Consider the following 19,602-nt stretch of genomic DNA (forward strand, 5'->3'; position numbering starts at 1 on the left):
GCGCGGCCTTGGGCCGCGCCGGTTTTTGAATGGTTGATCGGCGTCTAACGCGACACGAAGCAGTTGCCGCCGGCTGCCTTGTAGCTGGTGCACAAATTGATGGCATCGTTGCGCGACTGAGCCGGAACGCGGACGCGGTAGAATGTGCCTTTGCCTGCGATCTCGGCCTTGACGATGTTGGCGGTGCGGCCGGAAAGCACGCTGCCGTAGCGGCGCTGCAGATCCTGGTAAGTCGACTGGGCGCTTTCCACGGTCGGTTGCGAAGCGATCTGCATCGACCATGAACCGCCGGTCGCCGCCGTTGCCGGATCGATGGAAGCGACCTGATCGGGTTTGACCTCGCCGACGACGTCGACCGGCTGGTCGGACGGACGCTGCGGCGCCACCGGAACTTTGGCCGGCGTGTTGGCCGACTGCGCCTTCGCCAGCGGCTTGGCTGCCGGCTTGAGCGCAGGCTCGTCCGCCTGGGCGGCGGCGGTCGCCACGGTACCGGTCTGGTCGGCATCGGACTGGCCCGAAGGGGCGACATGCTGGGGCGCCGGATCGGCTGGTTCAGTGGCGGCCACCTGCGGTGCGGCCGGTGCCGGATCCTCGCGCGGCACCAGCGAGCCGTCTGACTTGACCACCATGGTCCTCACCTTGCGCGGCGCAACGGCGACGACGTCGGTGCTGGTGCCCTTGTCGGCATCCTGCAGCACCTGCGCGATGCGATCCTCGGATTTGGGCGCCGGTGCCGCATTGTCGGCCGGCGCACTGGCGGCCGGTGCGGCATTGGCGGTCGCGACGGCATTGGCGATCGGGGCGGTGTTGCCGTCGTCCGTCACGCCAGCGGCAGCGCTCTGGCCAGAAGAAAGATCGACGGCACGGGCCGGGTCCTTCGCCTGCACATCCACAGGTTCCTCGGTGTTGGTGACAAGCTTCTGCTGCACCGGTTCGGCGGGCTTCGCGCCCTTGACCACGGCGTCATAGACCTTGTTGTCCTGGTTCGGCACCACAGTGCCGCCCGGGTTTTCCGGCTTGATCTTGATTGGCGAATTGTCGGCCTTCACGATCACCGGAGCCTCGCTGCCGCCCTTGCCGCCTAGAGACAGGGCAAAGGCACCAAGACCGCCTGCAACCGCCACCGCGCCGACGATCGCAGCGATGAACAGGCCGCGCCGGCCCGACGGCCTGGCCGCTTCCCGCTCGCCGAGCCCGGGAACAGACATGGCCTCGTCAAGTTCGGGATCGTAGTCGAGTTCATCGACGGTAAAATTGTCCGCCTGTGAGACCGGCTGGCTGCCGGGCAGGCTGTCGAGGTCGAAGCCGTCGGCGGCATTGGCGTAGCCTGTGGTCGCCGCCCCGCGGGCAGGCATTTCGGCCGGCCGCGCCGCATAGGTCCGCGCTTCCGGCTGATAGGCCGACTTGGGTTGTTCGTATCCCTGATTGAGCGCATATCCCGGATTGAGCTTCTCATATCCCGGATTGAGCTTCTCATATCCCGGATTGGGGCCCCCATATCCCGGATTGAGCCCCTCATATCCCGGATTAAGCGCCTCATATCCCGAATTGAAACCGGCATTGTAGGATTCATCCGCATGGGACGCGCTGCTTGCGGCAGCAGCGGGAGCCGGCGCGACATCCACCGAATTCATTTCCGTCAGAAGGCTGGCGAACTCGGCGTCAAGATCGTCATAGCCGGATGCCGCCGGTTCATCTTCCTCGAAATGCAGCTCCGGAATGTCGAGATCGTCAGCCAGCGCCACAACGCGCTCCGGCACGTCGACCGTCTCCACATCAGGCATCTCTTCGTAGCGGGAGGACTGGCGCGGCTGCGGCGCGGATACCGGCGTCGCATAAGGGGCGGCCGCAACGGGCTCGGTCGGATGGTAGGGCGGCATCGCGGCCACTTCCGGTGCCACGGCCTCGGCAGCCATCGAAGCGGCTGGCTGCGCGGCAAATGCCGACTGCTGGGGAACCGGTGTTACGCGGCTCCACGAACGGGCCGGTTCCGCCGGTGCGGAGCGTTCCGCCTGCCAATCGTCCGCCTGCCAATCGGGAGAATCAGCTTGATCCTGCCGGAAGACTGCTCCGTCACTCGGATCCAGGCTCTTGGCCAAGGCGGCATCGAACGCATCATTGTCGATATCGACATCGACTTGATCAGCATCAGTGGCATGCGAGCCAAGATCCTGAAGCTCATCGAGCAGCAGATTATCGGGATCGGTATCGGCGGCCTGTGCGGCATCGGAGTGATGCATTTCCCCTTCGGATGCCGGTTCGTCGAGATCCCAGTCGAGTTCGCCAACAAGATCGGCGGGCTCCTCGGTGGTCTTTGCGGCTGCGACAGGAATAGCAGCAGGTTGAGCCACGACGGGTCCGGCCATGGCCGGCTCCTTGGCAGACGGCACCGCGCGCGCGGTCATGGCGCCCAGAAGCGCATTCAACTCGTCCTCGAGGCTCCGTTCATCGGCCATGGGGGCTTGCGCCGGCTCGGCCATATTGGCAGCGGGGGCTGCCGTCGCCGCCGGTTGAACCGCAGCAGCCGCGAGCTCGGCGGCGGGCTCTTCGGCAGGCTCGGCAAACGCGTCATCGAGGTTCACATCGAAAGCGTCATCCGACACGGGTTCGGCGCTTGGGATCTCGCCCTTCGTTTCCTCGGCATGGGTGAACACTTCGTCCGCCTCCGCCTCATCAAAGGCCACCGGCTCGTCCGCCTGAATGTCAAGATCCGCGCCGACATCGGCCAGGGCGTTGTCGAAGTGGCCCGCGAAAGCCTCATCGGAGACCGCCTGGGCCTCCTTCGCGGCGGCCTGCGCCGGTTGTGGGTATTCGACGGCAGCCGCGTGGTGCTGATCCGCCGAATGGTCGTCAAGCATCAGCTCGTCTTCGAGCGACATGGCGACCGCATCGTCGAACTGATGATCCGAGACCGGCTCCTCAATCACCGGCTCTTCGGCAACAGCGTGCTGGGTCTCGGCGGCCTCATCCTCGACATGGAAGTCCCGGTCGAGCGACGCGGCAAGCTCCTCCTCCATCGGCAGATCGTCCTCATAGGGCGAAACGCCTTCAAGCGAACTGGCGACGGCATTGTCGAAATCGGCGTCGAAGGCAGGCTCGATGGATGGCGCGGCATCGGCCGCAGCGGCACTCGCATGGCTGGCGACGACCGCCTGATCATCGACATCGGCCATGTCCAGATGGAAATCGTCGTCGAGCGAAAGGGCAAGATCGTCGTCCGCCGCATGGATGGCCGCCGTTTCGAATGCCGGCTCATGAACCTCGACGACGGGAGCGACGACGCTGTCGCCAGCGTTGAACTCGCCCATCAGTTCCTTTTCGAGATCGATATCGAAATCGTCCTCTTGCACTGACGGACCGGCGACAGTGACCTGTGACGGGACCGGCGCCTGCGGCTTGACCGGCTGGCGTGGGTCGAATCCCATGATCCTGGTCAGCTCCGCGAACGGATCATCCTCGGCGATGTCGTTGTTGTCGGCTATTCTCAGCTGGGTTCTGTCTGCCATTATTGTTCCCGAACTCGCACTCAGTCGGACGCCATGGACGTCGCGCAGGGTTGGCCCTTACCAGCGCAATGTGGGCAAAAGGTGACAGGTTTTTTAGTTAAACCTAACGCATTTCGGTGGGCGCGGCGGCTCCGATCAACGTCAGGCCGGACGTCAAAACGTCCGAAACAGCCTGCACCAGCCCTAGTCTGGCATGCGTCAATTCTCGGTCGTTAACCTTAACAAAACGTAAGTCCGGATTATCCGTGCCACGGTTCCAATGGCCGTGGAAACTGGAAGCCAGATCATAGAGATAAAATGCCAGTCGATGCGGCTCGAGCGCAAGTGCTGCGGACTCGATCAGGCGTGGATATTCTGCGAGCTTGCGGATCAGGCCGATCTCGCCCTCGTCGGTCAACGACGTCACCGCGGCAGTCAGGCTCTTGCGGTCGAAATTCGCCTCGCCCAATTGCTCGCTCGCCTGCCGGAACACCGAATGGCAGCGCGCCGAGGCGTACTGCACATAAAACACCGGATTGTCCTTCGACTGCTCCGTCACCTTGGCGAAGTCGAAGTCAAGCGGCGCATCGTTCTTGCGGTAGAGCATCATGAAGCGGATCGGGTCGCGCCCGACTTCTTCAACCACCTCGCGCAACGTCACGAAGTCGCCGGACCGCTTCGACATGCGGACCGGCTCGCCATCGCGAAACAGCTTGACCAGATTGCACAAAAGCACGGTGAGCTTGACGTCGTCACCGGCAATCGCCCGCGCGAGCGCTTCCAGCCGCTTGACGTAGCCGCCATGGTCGGCGCCAAGCACATAGATCAGGTCGACAAAGCCGCGATCGACCTTGTCCTTCAGATACGCCACGTCGGCGGCGAAATAGGTAAAGGCGCCATCGGACTTGACCAGCGCCCGGTCCATGTCGTCGCCCACGGCGGTCGAACGGAAAAGCGTCTGTTCGCGGTCTTCCCAGTCGTCCGGCTTCTCGCCCTTGGGCGGCGGCAGCTTGCCCTTGTAGATGTGGCCCTTCAGCGTCAGGTCGTTGATCGCCGAGCGGATCTTCCTGGCATTGTCGGCATGCAGCGTGCGCTCGGAGAAGAACACGTCGTGGTGCACGTTGAGCAGCGCGAGGTCCTCGCGGATCATCGCCATCATCGCATCGATGGTGCGGTCCTTGACGATGGCCAGCGCCTCGTCTTCCGGCATCTGCAGCAGGGAGCGGCCAAACTCCCGGACCAAAGCCTCGCCGACCGGGACGAGATAGTCCCCGGGGTAAAGTCCGGCCGGAATCTCGCCGATGTCCTCGCCGAGCGCCTCGCGGTAGCGCAGCATGGCCGAACGGCCCAATACATCGATCTGCGAGCCGGCGTCGTTGATGACATATTCCTTGGTCACGTCGTAGCCGGCGAACGCCATCAGGTTGGCGAGCGCGTCACCGACAACCGCGCCCCGGCAATGGCCGACATGCATCGGCCCGGTCGGATTGGCCGAGACATATTCGACATTGGTTTTCCGGCCGGCCCCGATCGTCGAGCGGCCATAGTTGCGACCCTCGCCGAGAAGCACCGACAGATGAGCCTGCCAGAAGCCGTCCTTGAGCCGGAGATTGACGAAGCCTGGGCCTGCGACCTCGGCGGCGGCGACATCCTTGTCGGCCCGCAGCGCCTGCGCCAGTATCTCGGCCAATGCACGCGGGTTCTGGCCGGTGGGCTTGGCCAGCACCATCGCGGCATTGGTCGCGAGATCGCCATGGCTGGCGTCGCGCGGCGGTTCGACGGCAATGCGCGACAGATCGGGCGAACCGCCGTCCTTGTCTTTCAGATCGAGCGCTTCGACAGCCTTTGTGACTCGCGCGGTGAAATCGGCGAAGATGTTCATGGGTATTGCTCTGGCGGCTTTATGGCGAATCCGGCTCGTTGGCCGGCAAAATCGCGCCCGCCCTAGCTCAAATCCGGTATCCGGTCAAACAAACGCCGATGTTCCTTCAGCGCGTAGGTGTCGGTCATGCCCGCGAGGAAATCGGCAACGCTGCGCGCCTTGATGCGATCTTCGGCCCGGTCCAGCCCCTCGCGCCAGCCGTCCGGCATGGCACGAGGGTCGGCGAAATAGGCGTCGAACAGATCCCTGACGATCTGCTCGGCACCGGCGCGCACCCGCATCACCTCCGCGTGCCGGTAGAGGTGCTTGTAGAGGAACGCCTTCAGTTCCTTCTCGGCCGCGGCCATCTCGGCGGAAAAAGTAACCATCGTCTCGCCCGCCGCCCGCACAGCATCGGCGCTGCGCGGCCCTGCACGCTCCAGATTGGCGGTCGCGCAGACAATGACGTCCTCGACCATGGCGGTGATCTGCCGCCGCATCAATTCGTGGCCGGTGCGTACGTCATCGAGCGCCGGATAGCGTTGGCGCACGCCCTTCAGGATCGCTCCCGGCAGCGAGACGGCCTCCAGCATGTCGAGCGTCAGCAGCCCTGCCCGCAGGCCGTCGTCAATGTCATGGGTGTTGTAGGCGATGTCATCGGCGATCGCCGCGCATTGCGCCTCGATGCCGGCGAACCGGTCGAGTTCGAGGTCCTGCAGCTGCGAATAATCGCGGATCGCCTGCGGCACCGGTCCTTTCAGGCCTTTGCCGCTGGTGTCCGTCAGGGGACCGTTGTGCTTGACCAGGCCCTCAAGCGTTTCCCAGGTCAGGTTCAACCCATCGAATTCGGCATATCGCGCTTCCAGCCTCGTCACGATACGCAGCGATTGCGCGTTGTGATCGAAGCCGCCCCAGGCGGCCATCTTGTCGTTCAGCGCGTCTTCGCCGGTGTGACCGAAGGGTGTGTGGCCGAAATCATGCACCAGCGCGACCGCCTCGGCGAGATCCTCGTCGCCGCGCAGCGCCCGCGCCAGCGCACGGGCAATCTGCGCCACTTCGATCGAATGGGTCAGCCTTGTGCGATAATGGTCGCTTTCATGGGCGATGAAGACTTGGGTCTTGTGCTTGAGCCGCCGGAACGCGGTCGAATGGATGATGCGGTCCCGGTCGCGCTGGAACGGCGTGCGGGTCGGGCTTTCGACCTCGTCGAACAGCCGGCCGCGCGAGCGCGCCGGATCGGTGGCATAAGCCGCGCGTGGCCGGTAGCCAAATCCGATGTCGCCCAACTCGTTGGTCATGATCGATGCCGCAGGTTGACTTGGTGCAGTTGACTTGGGATGTGGTTGACTTGGCCGCTTGCGCTTCATACCTATCATGTGAAACGGAAAGCAAGGTGACGCCCATGGGCGCGGATGCCAAGACTGCCATGAAAGTCGATATGACCGAGGCCGCGGCCAAGCGGATCGCCAAGATCGTCTCTGGCGAAGCCGGCAAGACGGCACTGCGCGTTTCCGTCGAAGGCGGCGGCTGCTCGGGCTTTTCCTACAAGTTCGACCTGGTCGATACGCGCAACGACGATGACGTCGCCATCGAGAAGGACGGCGCCACGGTGCTGATCGACGACCTGTCCTTGGTTTATATGGGCGGCTCGGTGATCGACTTCGTCGACGATTTGATGGGCCAGTCGTTTCAGATCAGGAACCCGAATGCGGTCGCCTCCTGCGGCTGCGGCACCAGCTTTTCCATCTAACAGCATGCCTGCCATCGGCGCGGTCCGTCAGATCGCGCTGTCGGCCGGACGGAACCTCGACGCGACGCTGACCTTCTGGCACGACGTGCTCGGCATGAATGTTCACGCGCGTTTCGATCCGCCAGGCATTGCCTTCATCATGGCCGGCGACATCAGGCTGCTGTTCACGGATGGCATACCGGCCGGTACCGTCTATCTCGACATATCAAACCTCGATGATTTCCACGCCGAGGCAAAGGCCGCGGGCGTTCCCTTCACCGCGCCGCCAGCTCTCGTCCATCGCGACGCCAAGGGTCTTTTCGGTCCAGCGGGGGAAAGCGAGTGGATGGCCTTCCTAAAGGATCCTGCCGGCAATACGATCGGTCTGGTCGAACGCCATCCGCCGCAAGAGTAATGAGACCGTCATGAAAATCGTCACCTGGAACATCAACGGCGTGCGGGCCCGCCTCGGCAACCTCACCCATTGGCTGACCGAGAGCACGCCCGACATCGTCTGCCTGCAGGAGATCAAGACGGTCGACGATCAGTTCCCGCGCGCCGAGATCGAGGCGCTTGGCTACAATGTCGAGACCCATGGCCAGAAGGGTTTCAACGGCGTTGCCCTGCTGTCGAAGCTGCGCTTCGACGAAGTTGTCAGAGGCCTGCCCGGTGACGATGCCGACGAGCAGGCGCGTTTCATCGAAGGCGTCTTCTCGACCGACAAGGGCGCCTTGCGTGTCGCTTCCCTCTATCTACCGAACGGCAATCCGATCGATGACGAGAAGAAGTTCCCCTACAAGCTGTCCTGGATGACGCGGCTGGAGCGCTGGGCCGAGGAGCGCCTGAGGCTGGAAGAGGCCCTGGTGCTGGCCGGCGACTACAACGTCATTCCCGAGCCGATCGACGCGCGGTTTCCGGAAAACTGGTTGGGCGACGCGCTGTTCCAGCCGCAGACCCGGCAGGCCTTCCGCCGGCTGCTCAATCTCGGTTTCACCGAAGCGGTGCGAGCCGTCACCGACGCCCGCGACACCTACACCTTCTGGGATTACCAGGCCGGCGCCTGGCAGAAGAACAACGGCATCCGCATCGACCATTTGCTGCTGTCCCCGGAAGCTGCCAACCGGTTCTCGTCCGCCTCGATCGAAAAACACGTGCGCGCCTGGGAAAAACCGTCCGACCATGTGCCGGTGGCAATCGACCTCGCCCTGCAGCCGGCCTGACCGGGAAGCCCTGCCCTTCGGCCGACGGCGGACCTTCTATCGCCACAAATCGGGCGCATGGTGAGAAATCATCATGGCGGCTGGGGTTCCCATGACCACTCGGTTTGCTCTTTGTCCGATCGGCTTGGCCTTCACCATGGCTGCGATCGTGCCGGCCTTCGCCGCCCCGGAATGTCTGGCCAATGGAAAATCTTATCCGGTCGGTCAGGTCGCCTGCCTGACAGCCGACCAAAGTCATCTGGCCCGCTGCGACATGGTGCTCAACAACACATCATGGACGAAGGTCGGCGATAGCTGTCCTGGAAACACCACGGCGCCGCGCCTGCCCGCCACGCCGATCTCGACGCCGGCGCCAAGCAGGGTGCCGACAGAACCGACCGAGAACTGATTTTCCCCATAGCTTATCTCCACGCTCGTCGAAGAGATTGGCGGGCTCAGCCGTCGCGCCTTTACTGATCGGTGTTATTGCCCTTGGTCAGGATGTCGTCGGCGAGCGAGATCGCGGTGCGGCGGTCGGCTTCACCGGCGGCGGCGAAGGCCTCTTCCTGCATGCCACGAATCCAGGGCTGGTCGGCGGGCGGCGCACGTTCAAGGGCGGCCGTCATCATCGCCAGGCCGCGAACGATCTTGCCACTCTGGAAGAGCAAATGGCCAAGCGTCGCCTGCGCGCCGGCATGGCCTTTCTCGGCGGCGAGCTGGAACCAGCGCCCGGCCTGCTTGACGCTGGCCTTCACGCCTCCCTCGCCTTTCAGGAACATCTGCCCCATCTCGAACTGGGCGTTCGGGTTGCGGTAGTTGGCGGCCGCACGCATGTAATATTCCTGGGCCGCCACCTCGTTCTCGGTGACCGGACTGCCGGGAATACCCTTGCGCAGATAATCGCCGAGCGCCACCAGCGCATCGGAGACGTAGCTTTCTTCCGGCGAACCGGGCTCGACATCCTGATCGACAATTTCCGAGAAGAACTTGAATGCCTCATAGTCGTCGCGCGCCACGCCATCGCCCTCGGCATACATGCGGGCAAGCTTCCAGGTGGCGCCGATCTGGCCGTTCTCGGCGGCGTATTTATAAGCCTCGGCGGCCTGTTCCTTGTGGCCGTTCTTGTAGGCGGAGAAGCCGAACTGGAACACCGCCCAGGGGCTCGACTGCGGCTTCACGCCGGTCTTGTCGTCGAACACCTTGTCGTCGAAGGCCACGGCCTGGCCCACGGCGCCAAAGATCGCAACCGCGACCAGTGCCGGAAGGACAGAGGACCTCAACAACTCAGATGTCCGCATAGCAGTGTGTTTCTTTCGCACCGCCCGGATGAGTGACCGCGCCATCGCGGGCAGACCCGACCGTCTGTGCGTATTTCCATATCGCGCCCGACTGGTAGTCGGTCGTGCGCGCCTTCCATGTCTTGGCCCGCTCCGCCAGTTCGGCCTCGGTCAGCGCCACCTCGATCGTGCCGTTCACCGCGTCGATCGAGATCACGTCGCCGTCCCGGATGAGACCGATCGGGCCGCCAACTGCCGCTTCGGGTCCGACATGGCCGATGCAGAAGCCGCGCGTCGCGCCCGAAAAGCGCCCGTCGGTGATCAGCGCCACCTTGCCGCCCATGCCTTGGCCGTAGAGCGCCGCTGTCGTCGACAGCATCTCGCGCATGCCCGGTCCGCCGCGCGGCCCTTCGTAGCGGATGACCAGAACCTCGCCTTCCCGGTAGTTGCGATGCGTCACCGCTTCGAAACATTCCTCTTCCGAATCGAAGCAGCGCGCGGGGCCGGAGAATTTCAACTCCGTCATACCCGCGACCTTCACGATCGCGCCTTCGGGGGCAAGGTTTCCTTTCAAGCCCACGACACCGCCGGTTTGGGTAATAGGTCTGTTGGCCGGGCGGACCACATCCTGGTGTTCATTCCAGGCAACGTGCTCCATATTTTCGGCCAAAGTACGGCCAGTGACCGTCAGGCAATCACCATGCAGATAGCCGTGGTCGAGCAGCGTCTTCATCAACAGCGGAATGCCGCCGGCCTCGAACATGTCCTTGGCGACATATTTGCCGCCGGGCTTGAGGTCCGCGATATAGGGCGTCTTCTCGAAGATGCGGGCGACGTCGAACAGGTCGAACTTTATCCCCGCCTCATGCGCGATCGCCGGCAGATGAAGCGCTGCATTGGTCGAGCCGCCGGTGGCGGAGACCACGGTCGCTGCGTTCTCCAGCGCCTTCAGCGTGACGATGTCGCGCGGCCGGATGTTTTTCGCGATGAGCTCCATGACCTTTTCGCCGGAAGCGAAATTGAAACGATCGCGCATCTCGTAAGGCGCCGGCGCACCGCAGGAATAAGGCAGTGCCAAGCCGATCGCCTCGGCGACGGTGGCCATGGTGTTGGCGGTGAACTGCGCGCCGCAGGAGCCGGCCGACGGACAGGCCGCCTGCTCGATTTCAAGCAGTTCGGAATCGCTGATCGTACCGACCGAGTGCTGGCCGACCGCCTCGAACACATCCTGCACGGTGATCTGCCGGCCGCGATAGCTGCCCGGCAGGATCGAACCGCCATAGATGAAGATCGACGGCACGTTCAGACGTACCATGGCCATCATCATGCCCGGCAGCGACTTGTCACAGCCGGCGAGCCCCACCAGCGCGTCGTAGCAATGGCCGCGCATGGTGAGTTCGACCGAATCGGCGATGACCTCGCGCGATACCAGCGACGACTTCATGCCCTGGTGGCCCATGGCGATGCCGTCGGTGACGGTGATGGTGCAGAATTCGCGCGGCGTGCCATTGGCGGCGGCCACGCCCTTCTTGACCACTTGCGCCTGGCGCATCAGCGAGATGTTGCAGGGCGCCGCTTCGTTCCAGCAGGAGGCGACGCCGACCAGCGGCTGCGCGATCTCGGCGGCCGACAAGCCCATCGCATAGAGATAGGAGCGGTGCGGCGCACGCGCCGGCCCGACGGTCACATGGCGGCTGGGGAGCTTAGCCTTGGAAATGCCTCTGGCGTCCATACTCTTCCTTGCCGCGGGCGGCGCGGCCTGCCCCATCGCCGAGCCTTTTGGCGCGCGTCCCGAGACAAGATCGAGGTGCGCCGGGTTTATGGCGGGAAATGGGCAATTTCCTCAGGCGGATTTGTAGCGCAGGGGTTGTTCAGAAAGTGTTGCCAAAACGTCACAATCGCAGGAGCCGACCCCAGTGCGGCCAATATGCAACGCAGCTTGGATTTCGGGAGCCCTGACGACGTCCGGTCCAACATAAAAGGCGGGCGATGCCCAGGCTTTGATATTCAGTTTCAGATGGTTACCACTTCACCTTCAATGAAGTCAAAAGGCTCAGCTAATGAAAAAGGCCGGACATTGCCGGCCCTTTTCTCGACGATCGAAGACGTTACCACTTGATGCTGTAGCCGGTGGATAGGGCGTATCCCCAGTCGCCCTGAACGGAGCGGTTGAAACCATTTCGTGGGTCAGGACTGCCCGGAACGTAACTGTTATTGTATTGGGTTTCGGAAACCGAGGCCAGATATACTGCCGCTACACCCAAGCGGAGTTCGCCGCCTAATTTGTCCTTCATCGAAACACCGGTTCCGATTGTATAGCTGTCGCCCGTCAGATCCCAACCGGTGCTGACGCCACGGTCATAGGTTGCAAACACGGTTCCTGAGATTTCATCGTTGAACTTGTGACCGATGCCACCGGTGACCGTCCAACCGTCGCGCCAGAAATACAGATTCCCACTGTTCAGCGATAGCGCCGGCACGTTCAGCATCAGCGCTTCGGTAACCGACCAATTCGTCCACTTCACGCTGCCGTAGGCGAGCCAGCCCGGAGCGATACCAGTCTGCGCCTTGAACTCGACCGACTGCGGAAAGTTGGCTTGCCCGGTTGCTCCACCAGGAAGATTCCCTCCCAGCAGGCTTGCCGTGCCGGTGGCATTGATGTCGACACCTGACCGATACATCAATTGCGTGCGGAGCGCGATTTCCGGGATTTCGTAGGCAATGCCGGCGCGCCAGCCGAAATTGCTGTCGTGCAGGCTGACGCCAAGGACCGGTATGTTTGTACCCAAGGGAGCACCGGCTACGAGATTGTAATCGGTAACTTCATTGTAGACGCCGCCAATAAGCCAGATACGCCCCTTGCTGAGGTCGAATTTCAACCCGCAAGTCGCGCCATATTCATACATGGTGAAGTCTTCATTCAACTTGCCGAGCGTTCCACTCGAACGCGACCACGTCGCACCGCCACCGAATGATTCCGTGAGAGTACCGGCACAGGAGAGACTGTCCGTCAGCTTGAATTTAACCGCAGCCGATGGGACCGCGTAGCTGTCGGAATAGTTCTCCCCGACCAGATAGGGATTCATCGGGTTCACCGAATATTTTCTGGTCGGCGCGACATAAGTCACGCTGGTGCGCATGTTGAAATTGCCGTCCTCAAAAAGGATGTCGGTATCGGCCGTGCCGCGCGAAAAGCCGCCAGCGTGCGCCGAGCCTGCAAAAACCAGCGAAAAGCACCCTGCCCCCAGCAGTGCTTTCAGACGCAAATTGTTCATGGATGTCCTCCCCGAATAATTAGTGCGTCAAGCTAGAACCAATTCAGGTTAACGCTGCAACAACGAATTCCTGGAGCGTACATGTACATGTTCGCCGAACGCATTTTTGCCAAAGTGCAAACCCGCACCAGCACACGGAAAACCGGCATCTGGAGTGTCCAACGGCTGCCGAAAGGACGGAAAGTCTGCGGAAAAGGCGCAAAAACAACGGTTTTTGGCGGCTGGGAACCCCATTGTTACATTATGGCAACAATGGGGCTAAAAGTTTCCGTTTACGTCAATATTAACGCAACGGAATGCCTGTTTTCGAGGCAAAAACACCCGCTCCAGGCCCGGACGAAGCGTCACGAATCTGCGCTTCAACCGGCGTCCCGGACCCTGGTCAGCGCCACTGAAAGCTTGTCCTGCGCGTCGCGATATTCGGCGAGCTTCTCGCGCTCCGCTTCGACGATCTCGGCCGGCGCGCTGGCGACGAACCGTTCGTTGGACAGTTTCTTGTGCAGGCGCGCGATCTCTTCGGTCACCTTGGCCAGTTCCTTCTGCAGCCGGCCGGCCTCCGCGGCGAGATCGATCAGACTGCCGAGCGGCAGGCAGATCGTCGCTTCGTTCAGCACGATCTGCGCCGAGCCCTTGGGTGCCGCGTCAGCCAGCGAGATGTCGCCGACGCGCGCCAGCCGCTTGATCGCCGATTCCTCACGAACCAGCCGTTCACGCGTCACGCCGTTGGCGCCGACCACGACCAGCGGCGCTATCGCCCCAGGCGGCACGTTCATCTCCGAACGCACCGAGCGGATGCCCGACACGAGATCGACCAGCCAGTTGATGTCGGCGGCCGCTTCAGCATCCTCGAAATCCGGCGACGGCCAGGCGGCATGGCAGAGCAGCGAGTCACGCTCCTTGCCCTCACCCGCCGTCTGCGCCCACAATTCTTCCGTCATGAACGGCATCATCGGATGCAGCAGCTTGTAGATCTCATCCAGCACGAAGGCGACGCAGGCGCGGCTTTCGACCTTGGCCGCCTCGTCCGTGCCCATGAACACTGGTTTCAAGAGCTCCAGATACCAGTCGCAGAACAGGTTCCAGACGAAGCGATAGGCAGCACCGGCCGCCTCGTTGAAGCGGTATGAGGTGATGCCGTCGGTGATCTCGCGGGCAGCGCGTGTCAGTTCGGTGAGGATCCAGCGGTTGACCGCCAGCTTGGCATCGTTCAGCCAGAAGTCATCATTGCGCGCGACTTCGTTCATCTCGGCGAAGCGCGTGGCGTTCCACAGCTTGGTGCCGAAATTGCGATAGCCGGCGATGCGCGCCGGATCGAGCTTCACATCGCGGCCCTGCGCCGCCATCACTGCCAGCGTGAAGCGCAGCGCGTCCGCCCCATATTCGTCGATCAGATCGAGTGGATCGATGACGTTGCCTTTCGACTTCGACATCTTCTGCCCGTTCTTGTCGCGCACCAGCGCATGGACATAGACCGTGTGGAACGGCTCCTCGTCCATGAAATGCAGGCCCATCATCATCATGCGGGCAACCCAGAAGAAGATGATGTCGAAGCCGGTGACCAGCACGTCGGTCTGGTAATAGGTCTTCAACTCCGGGGTCTCATCCGGCCAGCCCAGCGTCGAGAACGGCCACAGCGCCGACGAGAACCAGGTGTCGAGCACGTCCTCGTCGCGGGTCAGGATCTCGCCCGGCTTGAAGTTCTCGAGCTTGTCCTCGACCCAGGCCTTCCACGGCCCTTCGAGCGCCAGATAATATTCGATCGCGGCACTCAGCGCCTCTTCCTCGGACTTCTCGACGAAGACGCGTCCATCTGGCCCGTACCAGGCCGGGATCTGATGCCCCCACCACAACTGGCGCGAAATGCACCAGGGCTGGATGTTTTCCATCCAGTCGAAATAGGTCTTCTCCCAGTTCTTCGGCACGAAATTGGTGCGGCCTTCGCGCACCGAGGCGATCGCCGGCTTGGCGAGTTCGGCCGCGTTGGCATACCACTGCTCGGTCAGGAACGGCTCGATCGGCACACCGCCGCGGTCGCCATGCGGCACGGCGTGGCGATGCGGCTCAACCTTGTCGAGGAAGCCGCCGGCTTCCATCAGCTCGACGATCTTCTTGCGCGCCACGAACCGATCGAGGCCGTCAAGCTCGTCCCAGACAGCCTGGCGCTCCGGCGTCACATCGAGCCCGGCGAGGAAGTCCTCATTGTCTTTCAGCTTTATGGCAGCCTCGACAGACAGGATGTTAATCGCCGGCAATTTGTGACGCTTGCCGACCTCAAAGTCATTGAAATCGTGCGCCGGCGTGATCTTGACCGCGCCAGAGCCCTTTTCAGGATCGGAATATTCATCCGCGATCACCGGAATCTTACGACCGACGATCGGCAGGACGAGATTCTTGCCGACCAGATGCCGGAACCGATCGTCCTCGGGATTGACCGCGACCGCCGTGTCGCCGAGCATCGTCTCTGGGCGCGTCGTCGCAACCGTGATGAAGCTCTTCGAGTGCTCCGGGTCGAAGGTGACGCCCTCGATCGGATAGCGGAAGTGCCAGAGGTTGCCGTTGACCTCCTGCTGCTCGACCTCGAGATCTGAGATCGCCGTCAACAGTTTCGGGTCCCAGTTCACCAGGCGCTTGTCCTTGTAGATAAGCCCTTCCTTGTAGAGGGTGACGAAGACTTCGAGCACGGCCTTGGACAGGCCTTCATCCATGGTGAAGCGTTCCCTGCTCCAGTCGGCGGAGGCGCCGAGCCGCTTCAACTGGTTGAAGATCGCGCCGCCCGATTCGGCCTTCCACTCCCACACTTTCTCGATGAACTGCTCACGCGTCAGGTCGCGGCGGTGGATCTGCTTTTCCATCAGCCGGCGCTCGACCACCATCTGGGTGGCGATGCCGGCATGGTCCATGCCCGGCTGCCACAGCACATTCTTGCCGCGCATGCGCTCGAAGCGCACGAGGATGTCTTGCAGCGTGTTGTTGAGCGCGTGGCCCATGTGCAGCGAGCCGGTGACATTGGGCGGCGGGATAACGATGGTGAACGCCTCGGCGCCCTCCTCCGCCCCGGCGCCGGCGCGAAACGCGTCGGCCTCTTCCCACAATTTGGCGATCTTCGGCTCGACGGTTTTTGCGTCATAGGTCTTTTCAAGCATGGGGGAACGGTCCGCGCTGTCGGGATTTTTGCTGGTTCGGTCTAAATCGGAAGGTCCTGGCCAAGTCAACCGCAAGGGCGGCCTTGGTTCATCACAAGCAGATAGGCGCTGCCGTGTTCCTTTCAACGGAAGGCGCCCGCACATTCATTGTCATGGCCCCCGACGCAAATCTCGTCTGTTTGGCGGCAGGCGCGAGCTGATGGCGCCGCAACGAAAAACGCCGCCTCGGGCGGCGGCGTTTACATCGGCGATTGCCCTGGAGCTTACGGCCTACTGCGCCCCGCGCGCGACGCGCTCGATCTCCTCGCGCACCAGCCTCTCGACCAGCGTCGGCAGGTTGTTGTCGAGCCAATCCTGCAGCATCGGCCGCAACATTTCTTCGGCCATCTCGTCGAATGTCTTCTTGCTGCGGCTGGCAAAGGCGTCGGACAGCTCGCCAAAGGCCGCGGCAACCTGCCTGCCCGCATGCTCGGAAAGGATTGCCGGACGGGCCGCGGGTGCTTCATTTGCCGCCGCACGCACCTCGGTAGCGCCCGTAGGAGCACCGCTTGAAGCAGGTTGCTCGAAGGCAGGCTCCGCCACCGGTTCGCTCACCGGCACATCGGGCTGGGCAACCGGCTTGCGGATGCCCCTGTCCGGCATCGCTTTGGCCTGCTCGCCAACCGCCGCGATCTCGCGCCGCCAATCGGCAACGATGGCATCGCTTGTCGCGCCGGCCTCCGGGGCCGCGTCGGACCTTACGGCAGCCACCGACTCCGCGGCGATCCTGGCACTGACCTCTGCAAGCGTCATCGACGTCTTCACGGGCACGGGATCGACGCGCGACTGCGCTTCCCCCCGTGCGAGCACCGGCTCTGGCGACGACGCCTTGATCTCGGCAAGCATGACCGGCTTCCTGACGTCAGGGGCAGCATGCAGTTCGGCGCGAAACGCATCCACGTCGACGGCTGGAGCCTCGCCTTGCGCCGGCGCCAAGTCCTGCCGCAGCTCATCGGCCTCGCCCGGCTGCTTGCGGCCGTTGTCGCTGTCCTCGATGATCCTCCGGATGGAAGCCAATATCTCTTCCATGGAAGGTTCGCGCTGTGCGCTGCTTGCCGTTGCCATCGTCACATCCGCCGCCCTTGTGACCTCTGTGGATTTCCGCTCCGGCAAGAGCCGGATTCGAATCATGGCAACAGCGTACCCGACGGATGGCCGCACGAGAATCCCCAATCTGGGGACATGTGGGATTTCAACAGATTAGAGCACGAAACCGAAGTGGAGCCGGTCCCAGGAAAGGTTCTGTCAGACATTCCAGGGAAATTAAGGTGGCCGCCCGTTAGCGGCCGTCCGGCGTGCGCAGGCCGATCCACTTGTCCTTGACGGCGTTGTAGTGCTCCTCAGGCTTGTACTTGGTCACCTGCAGGGCAAGGCGCTCGGCCGACAAACGGCCGATTGCCGACAGGATGGCATAGCTTGCCACGACCACGTCATGTTCGGAATTGGCCTGGTTGATCTTGGCGGTGATGACGGTGGCCTGCGCGTTGAGCACGTCGAGTGTCGTGCGCTGGCCGACATTGCGCTCTTCGATGACGCCATTCAGCGCCAGCTGCGCGGCATCGATCACCTGCCTGTTGGCGGCGACGCTTTGCTGCGCGGCGGTGTACTGCGACCATGCCGACGCAACGGCCTGGCGCACCTGGTCGCGGCTGACGTCAACCTGGATACGCGCTTCGCCGAGCGATTCCTTGTTCTGCCGCACGATCGCCGAGGTCCGCCCGCCCGAATAGATCGGAATAGTCAGCGTCGCGCCAATATTGGCCGATGTCGAATTGCCGTTCGTCCCGATGCTCGGATTGCGGTTCAGATAGTCGTCCGAAATGCCTGCGGAGGCGGAAAGTTGCGGCAACAGTGCTCCCTCTGCCGATTTCACCGAAAACGCAGCCGCGTCGACAAGATGCTGAGTGGCGAGGATGGCCGGATGTTCATTCGACGCGATCCCGATCGCTGCCTCGAGGCTCGACGGCAACAGCCTGGACACTGGCGAAGCCGGCTTGAGCTTGCCGGGTTCGTCGCCGACGATCTGATGGTAGGTCGCGGCGCTTGCCAGGGCTTGTGCGCGGGCAGAGCTGAGCGAGGCCACCGCCGAGGCGCGCGAGGCATCCGCCTGCGCGACGTCGGTACGCGTGCCTTCACCAACTTCGAAACGGGAGCGCGCGGCGCGCGCCTGCTCGGTCAGGAACTGCAGGTTCTGTTGGGTCAGCACCGCAATCTGCCGGTCGCGAATCACGTCCATATAGGCCGTGGCCGCATTGAACAGGGTGTTTTCCTCGGTGTTGCGCAGGCTCTCCACCGACGCTTTCACCTGCGATTCGGCGGCCGCCACATTGTTTCTTGTCTGAAAGCCGTCGAACAGGCTCTGGTTGATCACAATTCCTGCGCTGGCGGACGATGTCTTGCTGGTGAAACCCCTGGCGTGGGTGTTCACATAATTGGCGTCGGCGGATCCGGTGATGGTCGGGCGCCAGCCGGACTTGGCGATCGCAACGCCCTCGTCGGTGACGCGCACGCCGGCCCGTGAGGCATTCAGCGAGGAATTGTATTGATAGGCCTTGGCGAGCGCGCCGGAGATGGTTTCGGCCGAGGCGGCCAGCGGAGACAAAGCGGTCGCGGAAACCAGGACAGCTGCAAGAAGGGTCTTGGATACAGACGGCACGATATATCCCTCATTCGTTTTCCATGGGAACCACGCCGCGCCAGCTTCTCCTTTGAGTAGCCGGAGCAGCGTGTTTGATGCTCCCTGTCGCTCGGCCCGAAGTGCCCCCAGTTCGGGACCGGCAACGATTGTTCAAATGCAAGCGACCATGACAAAGCCTTTGCTGCAAGGCCAAATCATTCAGAATTCGAAAGCACGCTCACGTTCGAACCCCGGTAGTGGCTTAATTGCCGCATTAAATGCCCTTCTTCCGGTTACAATCCCCCCAGATTTGAAAAATAGTCGCGCCACGCCGGAATTGCCCTGTCCCTCCACCGCGACGAGTCGACCACCTTCGGCGAGCTGGTCGAGCAGCGTTGCCGGCACTTTCGCGACGCTGCCGCCGATGAAAATGACGTCATAGGGTGCGGCGGCGGCATGGCCTTGCGCCAGCGGACCCTGAACCACGGTCACATTGCCGCAGCCAAGGGATGACAGTAACGATTTGGCGGTTTCGGCCAGCGTCGATTCGCTTTCGAGCGCCACGACAGACCTTGCCAGCCGTGACAGGATGGCCGAGGCGTAGCCCGTGCCGCAGCCGATATCGAGCGCCGAATCGGTGGGACTGATCTCGGCCAGTTGCATCAGTTTGGCCAGCGGCGACGGTTCCATGAGGTAGCGAGCGCCACCGGCGCCGTCCGCGATGCGGATATCCTCGTCGATATAGGCGAGATCGCGCTGGGGGGCGCCGACGAAAATCTCGCGCGGCACGACAAGCATGGCTTCCAGCAGCGGTGCGCTGGTGACGTCGGTGGTGCGAACCTGACCGTCGACCATCTTGACCCGACGTTCGGAGAAATCAGCGTTCATGTTCCAACCAATCCGCTTGCCGCGTCAAAACCGCGGTTCATTTCGACCGGAACATCAAGCTCCCGCGCTGGCGCGCGGGAGCCCGGGCA

Annotated in this window: 14 protein-coding genes; 4 read left to right on the forward strand and 10 right to left on the reverse strand. The window is 62.7% G+C overall.

Features of this window, described 5'->3' with window-relative positions:
* Positions 1–44 precede the first annotated feature (44 nt).
* The 3 genes from FJ934_RS05110 to FJ934_RS05120 all read right to left on the reverse strand — a co-directional run bounded on the left by FJ934_RS05110 (position 45) and on the right by FJ934_RS05120 (position 6,644).
* Positions 45–3,506, reverse strand: a complete 3,462-nt coding sequence (locus FJ934_RS05110; RefSeq protein WP_140607562.1) for an SPOR domain-containing protein — start codon at positions 3,504–3,506, stop codon at positions 45–47.
* Between the two features lie 103 nt (positions 3,507–3,609).
* A complete protein-coding gene (argS, locus tag FJ934_RS05115) occupies positions 3,610–5,367 on the reverse strand; it encodes an arginine--tRNA ligase (RefSeq protein ID WP_140607563.1) in 1,758 nt (585 codons plus the stop codon).
* A gap of 62 nt (positions 5,368–5,429) precedes the next feature.
* Positions 5,430–6,644, reverse strand: a complete 1,215-nt coding sequence (locus FJ934_RS05120; protein ID WP_140607564.1) for a deoxyguanosinetriphosphate triphosphohydrolase — start codon at positions 6,642–6,644, stop codon at positions 5,430–5,432.
* Positions 6,645–6,748: 104 nt separating this feature from the next.
* On the opposite strand from FJ934_RS05120, the gene erpA reads away from it, so the two are divergent.
* From erpA to FJ934_RS05140, 4 genes are all read left to right on the forward strand, one after another.
* Positions 6,749–7,096: an iron-sulfur cluster insertion protein ErpA gene (erpA, locus tag FJ934_RS05125; protein ID WP_031259639.1), complete on the forward strand. Its 348-nt coding sequence runs from the start codon at positions 6,749–6,751 to the stop codon at positions 7,094–7,096.
* Positions 7,097–7,100: 4 nt separating this feature from the next.
* Positions 7,101–7,490 (forward strand): VOC family protein, encoded by a 390-nt coding sequence (locus FJ934_RS05130; protein ID WP_140607565.1) that lies wholly within the window; start codon positions 7,101–7,103, stop codon positions 7,488–7,490.
* A 10-nt stretch (positions 7,491–7,500) separates the two neighbouring features.
* Entirely contained in the window at positions 7,501–8,295 is a 795-nt protein-coding gene (gene xth, locus FJ934_RS05135; RefSeq protein ID WP_140607566.1) for an exodeoxyribonuclease III, read from the forward strand.
* Positions 8,296–8,368: 73 nt separating this feature from the next.
* Entirely contained in the window at positions 8,369–8,683 is a 315-nt protein-coding gene (locus FJ934_RS05140) for a hypothetical protein (RefSeq protein WP_181165524.1), read from the forward strand.
* A 61-nt stretch (positions 8,684–8,744) separates the two neighbouring features.
* On the opposite strand, the gene FJ934_RS05145 is transcribed toward FJ934_RS05140, so the two are convergent.
* The 7 genes from FJ934_RS05145 to FJ934_RS05175 all read right to left on the reverse strand — a co-directional run bounded on the left by FJ934_RS05145 (position 8,745) and on the right by FJ934_RS05175 (position 19,513).
* A complete protein-coding gene (locus tag FJ934_RS05145) occupies positions 8,745–9,572 on the reverse strand; it encodes a tetratricopeptide repeat protein (protein WP_140607568.1) in 828 nt (275 codons plus the stop codon).
* Positions 9,559–11,283, reverse strand: coding sequence for a dihydroxy-acid dehydratase (gene ilvD, locus FJ934_RS05150; RefSeq protein ID WP_140607569.1), 1,725 nt, complete (start codon positions 11,281–11,283; stop codon positions 9,559–9,561). The genes FJ934_RS05145 and ilvD overlap by 14 nt, the downstream gene beginning before the upstream one ends.
* A gap of 376 nt (positions 11,284–11,659) precedes the next feature.
* Positions 11,660–12,826: an outer membrane protein transport protein gene (locus FJ934_RS05155; RefSeq protein WP_140607570.1), complete on the reverse strand. Its 1,167-nt coding sequence runs from the start codon at positions 12,824–12,826 to the stop codon at positions 11,660–11,662.
* Between the two features lie 359 nt (positions 12,827–13,185).
* Positions 13,186–15,969, reverse strand: a complete 2,784-nt coding sequence (locus FJ934_RS05160) for a valine--tRNA ligase (protein WP_140607571.1) — start codon at positions 15,967–15,969, stop codon at positions 13,186–13,188.
* A gap of 270 nt (positions 15,970–16,239) precedes the next feature.
* The gene (locus tag FJ934_RS05165; RefSeq protein ID WP_140607572.1) at positions 16,240–17,073 is read right to left on the reverse strand and encodes a PopZ family protein; all 834 of its coding nucleotides are present in this window, start codon (positions 17,071–17,073) and stop codon (positions 16,240–16,242) included.
* Positions 17,074–17,287: 214 nt separating this feature from the next.
* The gene (locus FJ934_RS05170; RefSeq protein WP_140607573.1) at positions 17,288–18,664 is read right to left on the reverse strand and encodes a TolC family outer membrane protein; all 1,377 of its coding nucleotides are present in this window, start codon (positions 18,662–18,664) and stop codon (positions 17,288–17,290) included.
* A gap of 180 nt (positions 18,665–18,844) precedes the next feature.
* On the reverse strand, positions 18,845–19,513 hold the full coding sequence (locus FJ934_RS05175) for a protein-L-isoaspartate O-methyltransferase (RefSeq protein ID WP_140607574.1): 669 nt from the start codon (positions 19,511–19,513) through the stop codon (positions 18,845–18,847).
* Positions 19,514–19,602 lie beyond the last annotated feature (89 nt).

Source organism: Mesorhizobium sp. B2-4-12 (assembly GCF_006441575.1).
Lineage (GTDB): Bacteria > Pseudomonadota > Alphaproteobacteria > Rhizobiales > Rhizobiaceae > Mesorhizobium.

What these genes read in the sequence shown, in the direction of transcription:
- FJ934_RS05160 (WP_140607571.1), bottom strand. Translation starts at nt 15,969, where the DNA reads ATGCTTGAAAAGACCTATGACGCAAAAACCGTCGAGCCGAAGATCGCC.
- xth (WP_140607566.1), top strand. Translation starts at nt 7,501, where the DNA reads ATGAAAATCGTCACCTGGAACATCAACGGCGTGCGGGCCCGCCTCGGC.
- FJ934_RS05110 (WP_140607562.1), bottom strand. Translation starts at nt 3,506, where the DNA reads ATGGCAGACAGAACCCAGCTGAGAATAGCCGACAACAACGACATCGCC.
- FJ934_RS05175 (WP_140607574.1), bottom strand. Translation starts at nt 19,513, where the DNA reads ATGAACGCTGATTTCTCCGAACGTCGGGTCAAGATGGTCGACGGTCAG.
- FJ934_RS05155 (WP_140607570.1), bottom strand. Translation starts at nt 12,826, where the DNA reads ATGAACAATTTGCGTCTGAAAGCACTGCTGGGGGCAGGGTGCTTTTCG.
- argS (WP_140607563.1), bottom strand. Translation starts at nt 5,367, where the DNA reads ATGAACATCTTCGCCGATTTCACCGCGCGAGTCACAAAGGCTGTCGAA.
- FJ934_RS05120 (WP_140607564.1), bottom strand. Translation starts at nt 6,644, where the DNA reads ATGACCAACGAGTTGGGCGACATCGGATTTGGCTACCGGCCACGCGCG.
- FJ934_RS05145 (WP_140607568.1), bottom strand. Translation starts at nt 9,572, where the DNA reads ATGCGGACATCTGAGTTGTTGAGGTCCTCTGTCCTTCCGGCACTGGTC.
- ilvD (WP_140607569.1), bottom strand. Translation starts at nt 11,283, where the DNA reads ATGGACGCCAGAGGCATTTCCAAGGCTAAGCTCCCCAGCCGCCATGTG.
- FJ934_RS05140 (WP_181165524.1), top strand. Translation starts at nt 8,369, where the DNA reads ATGGCGGCTGGGGTTCCCATGACCACTCGGTTTGCTCTTTGTCCGATC.
- erpA (WP_031259639.1), top strand. Translation starts at nt 6,749, where the DNA reads ATGGGCGCGGATGCCAAGACTGCCATGAAAGTCGATATGACCGAGGCC.
- FJ934_RS05165 (WP_140607572.1), bottom strand. Translation starts at nt 17,073, where the DNA reads ATGGCAACGGCAAGCAGCGCACAGCGCGAACCTTCCATGGAAGAGATA.
- FJ934_RS05130 (WP_140607565.1), top strand. Translation starts at nt 7,101, where the DNA reads ATGCCTGCCATCGGCGCGGTCCGTCAGATCGCGCTGTCGGCCGGACGG.